Origin of the sequence: Paenibacillus sp. JJ-100 (assembly GCF_948329825.1) — a bacterium.
In the GTDB taxonomy this organism is placed as follows: Bacteria; Bacillota; Bacilli; order Paenibacillales; family Paenibacillaceae; genus Paenibacillus.
In genome coordinates, this window is sequence record NZ_CAOJCM010000007.1 from 202,450 (window position 1) to 216,593 (window position 14,144).

Annotated in this window: 16 protein-coding genes; 11 read left to right on the top strand and 5 right to left on the bottom strand. The window is 47.3% G+C overall.

What is annotated here, in order from left to right:
• Positions 1-48: 48 nt before the first annotated feature.
• The 4 genes from PQG66_RS21705 to PQG66_RS21720 all read left to right on the top strand — a co-directional run bounded on the left by PQG66_RS21705 (position 49) and on the right by PQG66_RS21720 (position 2,782).
• Entirely contained in the window at positions 49-387 is a 339-nt protein-coding gene (locus tag PQG66_RS21705) for an STAS domain-containing protein (protein WP_251511831.1), read from the top strand.
• A gap of 18 nt (positions 388-405) precedes the next feature.
• On the top strand, positions 406-858 hold the full coding sequence (gene rsbW, locus PQG66_RS21710; protein WP_272039911.1) for an anti-sigma B factor RsbW: 453 nt from the start codon (positions 406-408) through the stop codon (positions 856-858).
• Positions 855-1,628, top strand: a complete 774-nt coding sequence (locus tag PQG66_RS21715; RefSeq protein WP_272039912.1) for a sigma-70 family RNA polymerase sigma factor — start codon at positions 855-857, stop codon at positions 1,626-1,628. The genes rsbW and PQG66_RS21715 overlap by 4 nt, the downstream gene beginning before the upstream one ends.
• 149 nt (positions 1,629-1,777) lie before the next feature.
• Positions 1,778-2,782 (top strand): magnesium transporter CorA family protein, encoded by a 1,005-nt coding sequence (locus PQG66_RS21720; RefSeq protein ID WP_442955155.1) that lies wholly within the window; start codon positions 1,778-1,780, stop codon positions 2,780-2,782.
• A 23-nt stretch (positions 2,783-2,805) separates the two neighbouring features.
• On the opposite strand, the gene PQG66_RS21725 is transcribed toward PQG66_RS21720, so the two are convergent.
• The 4 genes from PQG66_RS21725 to PQG66_RS21740 form a co-directional block, all read right to left on the bottom strand.
• The gene (locus PQG66_RS21725) at positions 2,806-3,171 is read right to left on the bottom strand and encodes a DUF5665 domain-containing protein (protein WP_272039914.1); all 366 of its coding nucleotides are present in this window, start codon (positions 3,169-3,171) and stop codon (positions 2,806-2,808) included.
• A 79-nt stretch (positions 3,172-3,250) separates the two neighbouring features.
• Positions 3,251-3,658, bottom strand: a complete 408-nt coding sequence (locus PQG66_RS21730; RefSeq protein ID WP_272039915.1) for a YtxH domain-containing protein — start codon at positions 3,656-3,658, stop codon at positions 3,251-3,253.
• 64 nt (positions 3,659-3,722) lie between these two features.
• Positions 3,723-3,980, bottom strand: a complete 258-nt coding sequence (locus PQG66_RS21735) for a GlsB/YeaQ/YmgE family stress response membrane protein (protein ID WP_272039916.1) — start codon at positions 3,978-3,980, stop codon at positions 3,723-3,725.
• A 134-nt stretch (positions 3,981-4,114) separates the two neighbouring features.
• Entirely contained in the window at positions 4,115-4,804 is a 690-nt protein-coding gene (locus PQG66_RS21740) for a phosphatase PAP2 family protein (RefSeq protein ID WP_272039917.1), read from the bottom strand.
• Positions 4,805-5,021: 217 nt separating this feature from the next.
• On the opposite strand from PQG66_RS21740, the gene PQG66_RS21745 reads away from it, so the two are divergent.
• Both PQG66_RS21745 and PQG66_RS21750 read left to right on the top strand, forming a co-directional pair.
• Positions 5,022-6,026, top strand: coding sequence for an asparaginase (locus PQG66_RS21745; RefSeq protein WP_272039918.1), 1,005 nt, complete (start codon positions 5,022-5,024; stop codon positions 6,024-6,026).
• A 150-nt stretch (positions 6,027-6,176) separates the two neighbouring features.
• Positions 6,177-6,914, top strand: coding sequence for a pirin family protein (locus PQG66_RS21750; protein WP_272039919.1), 738 nt, complete (start codon positions 6,177-6,179; stop codon positions 6,912-6,914).
• A 156-nt stretch (positions 6,915-7,070) separates the two neighbouring features.
• On the opposite strand, the gene PQG66_RS21755 is transcribed toward PQG66_RS21750, so the two are convergent.
• Positions 7,071-7,292, bottom strand: a complete 222-nt coding sequence (locus tag PQG66_RS21755; RefSeq protein ID WP_272039920.1) for a DUF1128 domain-containing protein — start codon at positions 7,290-7,292, stop codon at positions 7,071-7,073.
• Positions 7,293-7,478: 186 nt separating this feature from the next.
• Here PQG66_RS21755 and yyaC point away from each other — a divergent pair, with 186 nt between their 5' ends.
• From yyaC to PQG66_RS21780, 5 genes are all read left to right on the top strand, one after another.
• Positions 7,479-8,033 carry a spore protease YyaC gene (gene yyaC, locus PQG66_RS21760; protein ID WP_272039921.1) on the top strand — a complete coding sequence of 185 codons (555 nt, stop codon included), beginning with the start codon at positions 7,479-7,481 and terminating at the stop codon, positions 8,031-8,033.
• Between the two features lie 59 nt (positions 8,034-8,092).
• Positions 8,093-8,884, top strand: coding sequence for an alpha/beta fold hydrolase (locus PQG66_RS21765; RefSeq protein WP_272039922.1), 792 nt, complete (start codon positions 8,093-8,095; stop codon positions 8,882-8,884).
• Positions 8,885-9,165: 281 nt separating this feature from the next.
• Positions 9,166-9,870 (top strand): DUF6483 family protein, encoded by a 705-nt coding sequence (locus PQG66_RS21770; protein ID WP_272039923.1) that lies wholly within the window; start codon positions 9,166-9,168, stop codon positions 9,868-9,870.
• A 178-nt stretch (positions 9,871-10,048) separates the two neighbouring features.
• On the top strand, positions 10,049-11,290 hold the full coding sequence (locus PQG66_RS21775; RefSeq protein WP_272039924.1) for a class I SAM-dependent methyltransferase: 1,242 nt from the start codon (positions 10,049-10,051) through the stop codon (positions 11,288-11,290).
• Positions 11,291-11,461: 171 nt separating this feature from the next.
• Positions 11,462-14,035 carry an O-antigen ligase family protein gene (locus PQG66_RS21780; RefSeq protein WP_272039925.1) on the top strand — a complete coding sequence of 858 codons (2,574 nt, stop codon included), beginning with the start codon at positions 11,462-11,464 and terminating at the stop codon, positions 14,033-14,035.
• The last annotated feature ends 109 nt before the right edge of the window (positions 14,036-14,144 follow it).

Here is a 14,144-nt window from a genome sequence, read left to right on the forward strand (position 1 = left end):
AGTTGGGTTATAAGGTAAGGAAACCATTAATCAGGAGAGAGATGTCTAATGAATACAAATAAAAATGAAAAATTCAATGCAAGAACCGAGACACATGACGGTGTAAGCACAGTGTATTTGACTGGCGAACTGGATTTGTCGGTTGCTCCTGACTTTCGTTTGGTAATGGAACCGCTCGTGGACAATAAGGAGCAAGATCTAATTATTAACATGAAAGATCTCAAGTACATTGATAGCACAGGGATTGGTATCCTGTTATCTGTTCTCAAGGCCAGACACGGAATGGAAGCTCGCTTTGAAGTACAGGAAGTTCCTGCGCAAATTCAGAAACTTTTTGATATGACGGGTATAGCCAAATTCTTTGTTACACAGAAGAATTCCCAATAGGAAAGGATCGAAAAAGGAATGAATGCAGAAGTTCAACGAATCACTCTGAATTTACCGGCCACAGCTGAATATGTGGATATTGTAAGACTTAATTTATATGGTGTTGCTTCCAAAATGGGCTTCTCTTATGAAGACATTGAGGATATGAAGGTTGCTGTGTCCGAAGCTTGTAACAACTCCGTATTGTATGCCTACTCTCATGAAGGTGGCATGGTTGAAGTCGTATTTGAAGTAGATGGCGAAACGCTTGCTATTACTGTCAGAGACGAAGGTGCCAGCTTCGAGAATGTGAACCCTGCTGTCTCACGTTCTGGACTTCATGATAAAGAACTGACAGACGCTCAGATTGGCGGACTTGGATTCTACCTGATGCAAGCCCTGATGGACGATGTCAGTGTTGAAAGTGAGACGGGCAAAGGTACGAAAGTAGTACTCGTAAAACGTCTTGCAAAAAGTGAGGAGAAAGTATGAATGAGAAAGTGACTCCACCAGAGTCCATGTCTGAAGCGATTGGTTTGATCTGGGAATACCAGCAAACACAAGACAACGAAATCGCTACTGTTCTAATCCGCAAATATGAACCAATGGTCAAGATGGCTGCAGGTAAAATTGCCCGAAATCGACCAGATCTTTACGAGGATTTGTATCAGACGGGTCAAATGGCTTTAATTCGGTTGCTGAAGCAATACGATATTAATTTAGGAATTCCATTTGAACCTTATGCTATGAAAAGTATGATCGGTCACATGAAAAATTATCTTCGGGACAAGTCATGGTACATTCAAGTACCAAGAAGAATTAAGGAAAAGGGAGCTCTAGTGCAACATGCGATAGATGAGCTGACGGTAAAGTTGGAACGTTCGCCCGGGGTTAATGAGATCGCTGAATATCTCGATCTTACACCGGAGGAAACAATTGAAGTTCTGGCTGGACGTGAGTGTTATCACTATGTTTCTCTGGACTCCCCGTTATCTCAAGATGACAGTGCAGCGACACTAGGTGAACTGATCAGTGCGGATGTGAATGATTTCGATTCGGTCGAAAAACGGATGGATTTGCAACAGGCATTAGGACAGCTCAAGGAGCAAGAGCAGAAAGTACTTATTTTGGCGTTCCAAGATGGACAGTCGCAACGAGCAATTGCCCAGAAGCTGGGCGTGTCTCAGATGAGCGTATCTCGAATACAAAAACGGGCTACGGAGAAACTGAAGCAGATTATGTCTGACGCTTCAATGTTATGATAGATCAATCCTATTGTTGCCCGAATACGGCTTAATAAGGACACGGTATTGCACGAATTGCATACGTGTCCTTTTTGAATTGACTAGAGGAAGCGGGGAAGCAAATTAACGGAATGGTTAGGGAGGGGAAGCAGGTGGAACATATCAAAATGGAAGCTCGCCGAGATCAACTATCTTGCTCTGAGGAGTGGCAATGGTGGGATTGGGTAGCTCCGGATTCGGATAGTATGGACAGTGTACTTCAAGACTTAACGGCGACATTTCCGGATATGGCGTACTGGCTTAGCAAAATTCCGGAAGTGGAATCCAATTATCTATCCGTGCGTTACATGAACGGGAATGAACCGATCATTTTTGGTTCCTTTTTGTACGCTGTGAAGAATAAACGAGAGGATACACGGATTGGGAATCAGATGTACTTTTATGTGGATAAGCACCATCTGGTTACGATTAATCTGGATGATAATACAAGGGGAATTATGAAGTCTGAGGAACGATTGCAGATGCTGCGGGCATGCACGCATGCGAGAGAAGGCATGTTTGTACTATTTCGGGCGATTCTTCATTATTTTCATGTAGGGATGGATCATTTTGAGATGAATCTGCGGGATCTGGAGCGAAGAATGGAGACCCGCAATGCACGTACTTTGATGGACCAGATTCTGGCGGCACGTTTTGAATTGCTGTACTGGAACAATCTATTTATTCCCTATACTGAATTGATGGCTGCTTGCCGAGAAGCCTATCTTCAAGAAATTACAGAAAATCGTTACTATCAGCAGCTTCAGTATCGGGTTGAACGGATGGAATGCCTTTTCCAACACTATGAGAAGGAGATTGATACCTTAATCTCAATAGACAATGCGATATCCGGTGTACGTGGTAATGAGATCATGAAAACACTGACGATAGTCACTTCCGTGTTCACGCCGGCTACGGCTGCCGGTGCAATCTGGGGAATGAACTTTGAGAATCTACCTCTCATTGACAAGACCTGGGGAGTGGTGCTGGTCATTGGTCTGATCATCTGTTGTATGGTTGGCATGTATTTATGGATGATGATGAAAGGATGGACGGGAGATTTATTGAAGGTAAGGTCTGCCCAGTCTTCAGCTCCAGCAAACCGGGACAGAGAAAAGAGTGAACCGCGATGATGTTATAAACCGCGGTTCACTTCTTAGTTTTTGTAATCCTCAATATAACCCAGCAGATCAGCGATATATTGGCCTACGATGGGCATGTTGACGAATTGGCTAAGAATAAAAGCAAGCAAACCGAGCACAACAAATGTACCAACAGTTAATCCGAGTCCACGAGCCATACCTGCCGTAAAATTAGTAATTATTCGTTTTTTGGGGTTACTGTAATTTTCAATGATATCTTTGATCTGTGCTCTTTCGAGACTGTCAGCGATCTGATCGAGACGTGTATTTAGCCGTTTGACTTCATGCCGTAATTCAAAGGGATGCTCACTTGTATCATACTGCTGTGCAGGGGGCCCACCTGCTAATGGGGAATTCCCATTCATTGTGACTTTACTCATTTTAAGATTCCTCCGTTCGCTTTGGATAAAAAATAGCCAGCTGATTGCAGCTGGCTATTTTTTGCTCAATCCAGCCATCTTACAGGCTGGTTGAGTTCAGTTCTTTACGTGCATCTTCCTTCGCTTCAGCGGAAGCGGCAGCCACTTCTTCTGATGCACGGGTTGCTTCTTCAGCAACATCTGCAGATGCCTTTCTTACAGAATCCATAACGTCATTACGGCCTTGATTCACAGTTCTCGCCAGATCCGAAGTTTTGGATGATACGGTTCTAGCCAGTTCAGAAGCTTTGTCTCCCACAACCGTAGCTACTTCTTTCGTGCGATCCGTCATCATGCCTACCTTTTCAGAAAGGTCGCCGCGCAGTTCTCGTCCTGGTTTAGGTGCGAAAAGTAGAGCCGCGGCAGCACCCAACAAACCTCCGATGAACAAACCTTTGGCAAAAGTCGAACCACTTTGTACAGGATATTGCTCTTCTACTTTATTCATTATCAATCACTCCTTCTCTAGTTTAAGACACAAATACGAAACAACGAACACCGTCTAACCCGACTCAGGCAGCCTGTCTTAGCAGTCTGGACACAAGCCCCAGCAAGAAAACAAAGAGGGCTGTACCAATAATGGCGGGGATGACAGCGAAGTTACCGATAACTGGTCCCCAGTTACCAAGCAAAAGTGCTCCCAACCAGGCTCCGGCAAATCCGGCAATCATTGCGCCAACTACGCCACCCGGCATGTTATGACCGGCAAGTGCATCCCCGATCAAACCAATTATGACCGCCATGACAATGCTTATAATAATGCCCCACATAACAACCGCCTCCTTTACAACTTGATGCAGGATGTTGTCTGTTCGCGTTTGCTTACTTCGTATATAAACGCCGTGCAACAAGGTGAAACAACTAACTACAAGACGAATAAACTGGAACAAGAAGATCAAGGACACTAACGGAAATGTTTCATTCCTTGAATCCAACATAGAATCCAGACGAATCCAGAGGAAAATCCCGCCAGTACGTCAGTAGGGTAATGAACTCCTAACATGATTCGGCTTAGACCAATCAGCAGAATAAATAGAATACTGCAAGAGACAGGAATCCATCGTCCCAAGATGCCTCGCTTCTTCCATTCCATGGTCCAAATGACAAAAAGCATGCCGTAAAATCCCATTGAAATCATAGCATGGCCACTGGGGAAACTATATCCGTGCACAACAAGAAGGTGATCCAATTCAGGTCTGCTTCGTCTGAAAATTTCTTTTAGCAAAGTGTTCAATATCCACATCATCGCAAAGCTTATGCAGATGACATATCCATATAGAGTGGTCGTGGGACGACGCTGTACGAAGCATAACAATGCCATTCCTATTGCGACGAACGCGGAAATTTTGAATGAGCCTAGCGCTGTGATGAAGGAAGTGTATGGCAGCAGAGATTGACGAGATTGTGAGTGGAGGTAGAACATGTCTTGTATGTGACGATCCAGCTGAATCAATCGATCCAGACCTAGCCAAGCTCCCAAACCAGCCAATAACAAAACAATGAAAGCACTTAACGATGAGGCTACCAGAATGTATTTCAAGAGTATGACGATATGTGATTGTTTAAGTGAGAGATGTTGGGAATGGCGAAGCATAAGAAATGTCTCCTTCAATAAAGCGTAGTCCTCCAATGAGGCTGATAAAACTATACCCGAAACAGCTGTCGAAAAAACTGTAAAATGGTCGATTTTGTACTATACTAATGAGGATATCCCATGCTGCGCCGTGAAGCAAAGCAGAGATGAATTGGGTTTTACGAGTAGTTCAACTTATAGACATGAATTTTGGCAATACGAAGGAGAGAAAACTTGGATGGAGAGTGCCCTGTTAGTTAAAGAATACCGTGCAGGCGTGTTGGAATGCGCTCATTACGGACACATATGTATTACAGATGAACATGGCCAGGTTGTATATTCGGTCGGTGATCCTCAATTTAGAGCTTTTACACGTTCATCTGCCAAACCGTTTCAGGCGATCCCTGGTATTCGAGCTGGAATCGACCAGCATTATAGCCTGGAGGCACAGGAGATTGCCATTATGGCATCCTCTCATCGATCAGAACCGGAGCATATTCGAGTGCTGGAGCATTTAGCCGATAAAATCGGGCTGGGTGAGGATTGCCTGATTTGTGCACCAAGCTACCCGCTTAACGAAGAAAGCCGAAATAATTGGCTTCGAGCACAAGGAGAGAAACGGAGAATATTGCATAACTGTTCCGGTAAACATCTCGGGATTCTGGGTTATAGTCAGATGAAAAATCTTGATTTGGACAGTTATGCCCAGCCGGATCATCCAGTGCAGCGGGAAATTCTCACAACACTGGCTGGTCTAGCAGACATTGAAGAGAAAGAGATTCAACTTGGAGTAGATGGATGCGGCTTTCCGGTATTTTCACTACCACTGTCTGCACTGTCGAATGCATATCTCAAGCTTGCATGTCCCGATCTGATTGCTGATGAAGCTACACGTATTGCTGTACAGACCATCACTTCTGCGATGAATCAGCACCCTCTGATGGTTGGCGGTACACATCGAGTGGACTCGGTACTTCTGGAAGACGATAATATTGTTGCCAAGGGTGGATTCAAGGGTGTATTTGGATTTGCACTGAAAAAAGAAAGACTCGGCATCACATTTAAAGTGCTGGATGGATCTGAGGAAGAGTGGGCCTCCATTGTACAATCCATATTGAAGCAATTGAACTATTCTAATTCCAAAACAATAGAACGCTTGGCTGAAGTGTTTCCTGCCGATATTCGTAATGATGCGGGGACCCTCGTGGGGAGAATGGATAGTGAATTTGTACTCCACTCATAAAAGGATAGCATGTAACCTTTAGAAGGAACGTGATTAGAATGACGGGACCCCGGGTAAAGATCACATACCAACGGGTATTGACCTATACAATTCTGAACACGCATGGATTACTGTCATAGCGCAGTTCCAATCCTCTGGAGGTGGATGAATATGATTAAAGTAGTGACATCGGAAGAAAGGCACACGTCGGATCGAGGTTGGATACACAGTGAATTCAGCTTTTCCTTTGCCGATTATGATGACCCAAGCAATGCACATTTTGGTTGTCTGTTAGCTCATAATGACAACATACTGATGCCGCAGGAAGGCTTTAAGAAACATCCACATCATGATCTAGAAATTGTCAGCTATGTGATATCAGGTACGCTTAAGCATACAGACAGTATGGGCACAGAACAGCTTCTGGAAGCAGGCACGGTTCAAGTGATGAGTGCAGGTACAGGTGTGGAGCACTCTGAAACCAATCCTGCCACTGATGAATCGGTGCGTTTCCTGCAAATGTGGTTTCTGCCTTCGCAGCGAAAGCTGGAGCCCTCTTATGCTTATCGTAAAATAGAGGAGTCAGCACATCTGAATCGACTCTGCCCGATCGTGTCTGGTACGTCAGACCAACCGGGTGGGATGACAAAAGAAGATTCGCTCCCTATTGCCCAGGACGTAACCTGTTATCTGTCTAAGTTAGAGTCTGGCAAGAAATTAATGTACCCGCAACACGAGGAGCGGCGTACGCACCTGTTTCTCATCAACGGGCATCTCGAAATTCAGTGTTCCGATGGGAATTTTAATCTCAAGCCGGGAGATGCAGCTCGAATCCGCAAAAGCTGTGATCTGCAAATGACAAGTGCAGGCAGTGAGCCTGCCGAATTTGTGCTTGTTGATCTGCCTTGATTGATGTCTAAAAGACAGGGTATGAACTAGCCTGAATAAAGCGAAATAAACTATCGAAAAGTAAAGAACCTGAATTACATCTGTTCTCCGATGTAATTCAGGTTCTTTTGTTGTGTTTTTCTGCCAGTTGTGGAGGCAGGGGATAAAGAAAGCTGCTTATTTTCGCAGATTACCAAGTTCGGAAGCAACAGCTTCCACCTCGGAAATGCTCAGATGTTCTTTGCTCATAACCATCTCGTACAGATCGAAGAGATCTTCGTATTTTTCAAGCGGGAACGCTGAAGCCTGCATAGCTGCACCACTGGCCATCCGCAGCTTGGTCTTGATTGCTTCAATCATATATTCCATATTTTCTGCTGTTGCTTTCGTCAAATCCATCGTTCACTTCATCCTTTCCCTCTCGGAAACTCCTGCTATTGTAGCATGACTTGAAGGGGACAAGCCAATGATTTTGCCGGGGAGCGGAGCATCGGTTACAATGTGAGAATAAAGTAAACTAGTAAAGGGAACAGGTTGTACTAGAATGGCCCAAGAATATTGTTATACCATTGGAGGGACTCAAGCTTGGCCTTATACAAACGAGAACTGGTTCGGCAACAGAACCGTGGAAGGCGTAAAGCCGTACCTGGAGACCATCTTGCTCCGTTTTTCAAGGATATCTCCCAGCTCAATTCTCTGGATCAAATTACGTTTCTCTGTATCGGTACAGATCGTTCCACCGGAGATGCCCTCGGACCGATGACTGGAACTCTGCTAGAGGAGCGTGGTATACCTCATGTGATCGGCACATTGGCGGCTCCTTGTGATGCAGATACACTCGAAAAAAGGCTGGGGGATATTCCGGCACACCATACGATTATTGCAATTGATGCATGCTTAGGCCCGAAAGATGCTACCGGAACCTACTATGTATCTGGAACGGCCCTGCGTCCGGCTCAATCGGTTGGTGGTAATCTGCCAGAGGTTGGAGAATACAGTGTAGCCGCAGTGGTCAATGCTAATGGACCGAGGCCGTATTCGATTTTACAGATGACTTCATTGTACCTGATTATGGGGATGTCACGATCGATCGCCGATGCGATCTCAGAGGCTTGGGAGTCGGAAACGTTTCATTTATGAGCTGAATGCTTAATAATATAGAACCGAAAAATTTAATTCGCGCAGAAAGAGGGATGAATATGGAAAAAGTTATGTGTGATGGGACGACGATATGTTATGCCGAGCAAGGTAACGGAGAAGCTTTGGTATTGCTTCATGGATACTGCGGCAGCTCATCTTATTGGGATGAAGTCGTGCCGGAGCTGGCCCGTAACTATCGTTGTATCGTACCTGATCTGCGTGGACACGGTAAAACGGATGCACCGACAGGTAGTTACACCATCGAACAAATGGGCAATGATGTGTTGCAACTGCTAGATGAGCTAGGTGTGGAAAAAGCAACAATTCTTGGACATTCCATGGGTGGATACATCGCACTTTCGATTGCGCAACATCACCCTGAACGTTTGAATGCGTTTGGCTTGATCCATTCAACAGCATTCCCGGATGGTGACGAAGCGAAGGAGAAACGTTTGCGGGCGGTATCTACAATTCAGACAGAAGGTATCGTGAATTTTGTGGACGGGTTGGTCCCAGGTTTGTTTGCACCAGATCATGTGGAATCCTTATCCGCTCAAGTGAATCGTGTGAAGGAGATTGGCTATCAGACTGCACCTCAAGGTGCAATAGGTGCTGCACTGGCTATGCGCGAGCGTCCGGATCGCCGAGATGTGCTGTCTGCTACACCACTGCCGGTACTGCTTGTTGCAGGGGAGAAGGACGGAGTCGTTCCTCCAGAACGAACGTTTACTAGCGATAAGCCGCATATAGTTCAGGCCACAATTGCTGGTGCGGGACATATGAGCATGTATGAAGCGCCGGAAGAATTGATTCAGGTGATTAAACAATTCATGGCAGGTTTATCTGACTAACTGCGTGAAATTATGCAAATGTTTAGAGGGAAATAGGAACCGTATAACGCGGTATGTTAGTTGAAAATGAGCAGGTGTCCGATGAAGTGCCTCGGACAAACTTTGTAATATAAGCCCTTGTTTGTCCATATGGACAGACAGGGGTTTTATTTGTTTTTGTCTGGTCTGAGAAACAGCGGAAGAAGCCAGACTTTCGCTTTTTTTTACGGCATGAATTAAAATAATGTATATGGGAACAGATACAGAACGTGATCGATGAGAGAGAAGTGAGGGGGACACGGATGTTCAGGAAGGATTATTTGGTTCGCATGATGGAGGAAATGACAGAGGCCATTGGCAAGGCGTTTACGCTTAGGCAGCAACGAAAACATACAGAAGCCTTGTCAGAACTGGATGAGATGATGCGCAGACAATTCGGCATGAATTTGTCCTTGCTGAATTCCCTGCCTGCAGAGGATGTTATCGACATGTTTCGTTTTCGTGGCGTTATTGAGGTGGACAATCTGCAGCAAGCAGCGAGACTTATCGAGGAAGAGGCCTATATTTATCAGGAGAAGGCCAGAGTAGAGGGGATAGATGACCAGGAGAAAATGGATGCACAGGATGCGGCACTTGTTCGTTTGATGCGAGCATTACATTTTTACCTGTACGCCCTGAATCATGGTGCTAATCGCGAACTGTTGCAAGCGCCCGAACGTGTAGAAGGCGTCATTGAGCAAATTCAGGGATATGAGCTTCCTGCTCGTACGGAAAAACAGCTTGCGCTGTATCGGGAACAACAGGGGCGATATGATGCGGCAGAAAATGGTTGGTACAGATTATTGCATCTTGGCGTGGACTATCCGGTACAGTACGAGGAGGATGTACGAGCCTTTTATCAGAGGTTGATCAATCTTACCGACGAACAGCTTGAACGCGGCGGTTTGCCTCGAGACGAGGTCGAAGAAGCTATTGCACAGATCAAAGCGAGAGAGACACAGCGTTAAACACAAAACAACTCAAAACAACTCAAAACAACTCAAAAAAGCGACAAAACCTTTAACTTAGCCTATAACTGAGCTCATAAATAACCTATGACTTAACATATGATGAGCAGTCCGTTCACTTGGAGACGGAAAAAAATTATGGTATGGTAACGGTTGACCAAACCAAACCGAAAGTGAGATGTACCCCGTGGATTCGTTGCGAAAGCTTATACAAGATGTTTTTGAACAGAACTCGCTGATCACGGCGACCTGGAGTCAGCTGCGCAGACGGGACAATGTCTCGTTTACCAAAGTGCAGGTGAAGCCGGTTACGCTGAAGAATCAGCTTCATTATCAATTTGCTTTTCATTATGCCAATAAAGTGCTGCATGAGAATTTGACCCCGGCTGAAGCAGAGGAGCGTATGACTTTGCTATGTGAAGAGACGTTTCGCCAGGGACTACTCTGTACAGCAGAGGCGGATTATCAAATTTTGATCAGTAAAAAATATAAAGTATCGATTCTGACCAAATCTCCGTCCAAAACGGCAGTGGATCTGTCACATAATCGCAAAAAGCAGTATGTACTTGAGGAGGGCATTCCGGTATCTTTCCTTGTTGAACTTGGAATTATGAATGAGGAAGGACGGGTGCTTGCACGCAAGTACGATAAATTCAGACAGATTAACCGTTTTCTTGAGATGGTACAGGATGTTATTCCACATTTACCGGAAGGACGCCCGCTGACAATCGTGGATTTTGGCTGCGGCAAGTCTTATCTAACCTTTGCGTTGTATCATTATTTGTCGGTTCAGCAACGGCGTTCAATCCACATCATCGGTCTTGATCTGAAGGCAGATGTGATTGAACACTGTAATGATCTGGCCAGACGCCTTCATTATGGGGATCTGAAATTCCTCGTTGGTGACATTGCGGATTATGATGAGCTGAGTGAAGTGGATATGGTGGTTACCCTCCACGCTTGTGATACGGCTACAGATGCTGCACTGGAAAAAGCGGTACGCTGGGGAGCGTCCGTCATTCTCTCAGTACCTTGCTGTCAGCATGAGCTGTACGACCAGGTCGAATCCTCGGTGATGAATCCGCTCTTGTCTCATGGGATTTTGAAGGAGCGTTTCTCAGCACTGGCTACGGATGCGATTCGCGCCAAACTGCTCGATCTGATGGGATACAAGACACAATTACTCGAATTCATCGATCTGGAGAATACACCGAAAAATATTCTGATTCGTGCCGTTCGCGGTCAGGCGGGGCAAATGAAGGAAATGTGGAGCGAATACACTGCGTTCCGTGATTTCATCCATGCTGACCCTTACCTGGAGCGTGCCTGTGCGGATTTGCTTCCGGTTGAAGGTAGCAAGTCTTCCGGAAAAGTGGACAAGTCCAATTTAGAACGGTCTACGAAGTGTAATCTTCATTGATGTTCTGCTGGACTAGAATGGATGAGGATAAGGTATAGATGTAGTCTGCAAGTGGAGGAATAAGGGCATGCTGAAATCAGGGGCGCTCTACTTCAAGTGCAGATTGAGATTTGAAAGTTATGGATCATTGGATAAATGAACGTCGTTAACAACGGAATGATGATTCACCTAATGAATAAAGACAGAATGACCCCGGGTCGGGGAGCATTCTGTCTTTTTGTTGTTTTCTCAAAGGAGAGGAGGGGTTGTAGAGTGGTAGACGAATGTATGGGTACGGGTAAGGAGACAGGTAAGGAGGCATGGAAGTATGAGGGGCGATTATGTCCAAAACATATTGTTCATCATTCAGCATCGAGGAAATCATGTGAATCTGTGGAATATGGGTGCTATGTAGAAGATAAACACCATACATATAACGATATAGCCAGTCCACGCTGTTTATCTCTCCCAGAGCATGTGTCATCTGCTTCGAGCTATTGTATTGGGATGGAAGGGAAGGGGAAAGGAAAGGGAAAGGTAGAGCAAACCGGGTTAATTAAGGCACAATGGACCACAATTTTCGGTATATGTTCGGTAGCGATCCTACTGGCGGGATGTTTGCGGAGAGGGCTATTTTATTCGACTGACTTGTCACCCGTCATTTTGATGACAGGGATTATCGTTGCCACTATGTTTATGATGTCCTTCAGGAGTAAATCAGGAACAGAACCTGTAGCACTACGGCAGTCAGATCCAACGTGGCTCGGAGTTCCTATATCTGCACATATCGTGTTCCCTCTCTCGATCATGATGTGTTACGCGGTACATGCTTGGGTAGGCTCGGTGAGCACACAAGGCAGCATCCATGAAATGTTGCGCTGGAGCTTGATTGCCATGTTTGCTCTGCTCGCCACTCAGTTGGCCAAGAGCAAAGGTGGTGTGAGCTGGCTTGCCTTGGGCTGGCAGCTGGCAGGCGGCGTGTTTGTGTTCAGCGGTATCATGGCCGTATGCGGTGTGCTGCCGCTGCCCTATGGGGTCATGCGCACAGCAGACCCCGAGATTAGTTCAGCCGGGGCAAGGCTCGGCGGACTTCTGCAGTACCCCAATGCGTACGGTGCCGTCGTTGGCATGTACGCATTGGAGCGGCTGACAGCCGCTGCAGGAGTACTGGCTGCCGGGCGAGCCGTCCCGGCAAGCCGTGTCTTTGCGGCGGTGCTGCCGCTCATGCCCGCGCAAGCCGCGCTCCTGCTGAGCGAGTCGCGCGGCGCCCTTCTGGCGGCCGGCTGTGCCGCGGCCGCCGCCTTCGCCTTGCAGCGACGCGGTGCCCGCCTGCCGCTGCTGCTAGCCTTGGCCGCGCCCTTGGCGTGCGCGGCCTGGCTGTACCGCCAGCTGGCTGCTGCCCAGCTGGCGCCTGCACCCGTGCCCGGCCTGTTGGCCCTGGCCGGGGCATGGGCAGCTGCGCTGCTCGGCACGCTGCTGCTGTGCCGTCTCTGGCACAGCGGCGCCCGAGCTGGCCGCGCCTCTGCCTTGGCGGCCACTGTGCTGGCGTGCATTGCCGCCGCACTTATGGCCGCCGCCTCCACCGCCGAACGTTTCGCGGCGGGGGGCGGCACAGGGACATCCCGCCTGCACATGTGGCGGGATGCCCTGAAATTATGGACCGAGGCCGCTTGGCTTGGCCACGGTGGAGATACATGGCGCAGCATGTTCCGCGCCATCCAGTCCTCGCCGTATGTCGGCGGCGAGGTCCATAGCGGACCGCTCGATCTGGCCCTGGATACGGGCCTGCTCGGCATTGCACTGATTGCAGGGTGGGTGATCTTCACCCTGCGCAGCATCCGCCGCTTCGCACCGCGGTTGCTGCCGCCAGTGCTTGTCTTGGTCCTGCATGGCACCGTGGACTTCGACTGGAGCTATACGCTGAGCTGGATGTTGTTCATCTGGCTGGCAGCATGGGCGGTTGCGTTGAGGACAGAAGCGGAGACAGTGTCGTCCCATCCGTTGATTCATCGCCATGATGCGAGTGGGAGGTGCCCACCTCGTCATAACTCGTATCCTTTTTCTTCATCCCTAGCCATGATCCTATCAGGGCCGGCTCAAGTCTGCACCGACTACATCCATGACATCCACATGACCTTTTCCCGTTTTATATCAGGCCATATCAAACGATATACAATCGCATTGCTGTTTGCATGCTGGTTGGGAGGAACAATATGGATTACAGCGCTTCATGCATGGGCAGATATTCTGTATCGTCAAGCCTTGGTGGAACCGAAAAGCAATATACGTCAGGAGCATGTTAAGCTAGCATATCGCTTGAATCCAACACGGCCTGAGTTAGCCCTTGCGCTTGCGCATACGCTGCCTCAACCAGAAGCCAAATCTATTTTACTGAACAGCTTGGCTCATTCGGTGAGCGAACCCGAACTGTATTTGGAATTTGGGCGGATCGCAGCTCAATCGGGGGAAGGATTTCAAGCAGGGAAATATTTCATGACAGCCATTTCCTTGAATCGATATGATTATGGAACGCAGTGGACGGCATTGTACTGGATGGAACAGGCAGTGAAACGCGAGATGAAGGAAGGAAAGGTCCGGCAAGCACAACAGACTGCAATTGTCGGAACTAACATCTATGAGCAATATAGAATTCTGGCAGCAGAAGTTATTGCGGAACGTATGCGTAATGATCGTCGTTTTCTGTTACACAATGCAGCCTCGTTAACTGGTGAGAACTTGCGAAAGGTAGCTACAGGTGCCTTGTAGTTCAGTTGACATTGCACGCCCGCAGATCTATGTAAGAGCTAGGGCAGGAGGGCCATCGCCTGCCTTGACTCTTTGAACTTCTCGGCTTATCAAGTATGCTGAGATAGAC

Bases quoted from the DNA above. Each gene is read 5' to 3' on its own strand.
- PQG66_RS21705 (WP_251511831.1), top strand. From the start codon at position 49: ATGAATACAAATAAAAATGAAAAATTCAATGCAAGAACCGAGACACAT.
- rsbW (WP_272039911.1), top strand. From the start codon at position 406: ATGAATGCAGAAGTTCAACGAATCACTCTGAATTTACCGGCCACAGCT.
- PQG66_RS21715 (WP_272039912.1), top strand. From the start codon at position 855: ATGAATGAGAAAGTGACTCCACCAGAGTCCATGTCTGAAGCGATTGGT.
- PQG66_RS21720 (WP_442955155.1), top strand. From the start codon at position 1,778: ATGGAAGCTCGCCGAGATCAACTATCTTGCTCTGAGGAGTGGCAATGG.
- PQG66_RS21725 (WP_272039914.1), bottom strand. From the start codon at position 3,171: ATGAGTAAAGTCACAATGAATGGGAATTCCCCATTAGCAGGTGGGCCC.
- PQG66_RS21730 (WP_272039915.1), bottom strand. From the start codon at position 3,658: ATGAATAAAGTAGAAGAGCAATATCCTGTACAAAGTGGTTCGACTTTT.
- PQG66_RS21735 (WP_272039916.1), bottom strand. From the start codon at position 3,980: ATGTGGGGCATTATTATAAGCATTGTCATGGCGGTCATAATTGGTTTG.
- PQG66_RS21740 (WP_272039917.1), bottom strand. From the start codon at position 4,804: ATGCTTCGCCATTCCCAACATCTCTCACTTAAACAATCACATATCGTC.
- PQG66_RS21745 (WP_272039918.1), top strand. From the start codon at position 5,022: ATGGAGAGTGCCCTGTTAGTTAAAGAATACCGTGCAGGCGTGTTGGAA.
- PQG66_RS21750 (WP_272039919.1), top strand. From the start codon at position 6,177: ATGATTAAAGTAGTGACATCGGAAGAAAGGCACACGTCGGATCGAGGT.
- PQG66_RS21755 (WP_272039920.1), bottom strand. From the start codon at position 7,292: ATGGATTTGACGAAAGCAACAGCAGAAAATATGGAATATATGATTGAA.
- PQG66_RS21765 (WP_272039922.1), top strand. From the start codon at position 8,093: ATGGAAAAAGTTATGTGTGATGGGACGACGATATGTTATGCCGAGCAA.
- PQG66_RS21770 (WP_272039923.1), top strand. From the start codon at position 9,166: ATGTTCAGGAAGGATTATTTGGTTCGCATGATGGAGGAAATGACAGAG.
- PQG66_RS21775 (WP_272039924.1), top strand. From the start codon at position 10,049: ATGTACCCCGTGGATTCGTTGCGAAAGCTTATACAAGATGTTTTTGAA.
- PQG66_RS21780 (WP_272039925.1), top strand. From the start codon at position 11,462: ATGAATAAAGACAGAATGACCCCGGGTCGGGGAGCATTCTGTCTTTTT.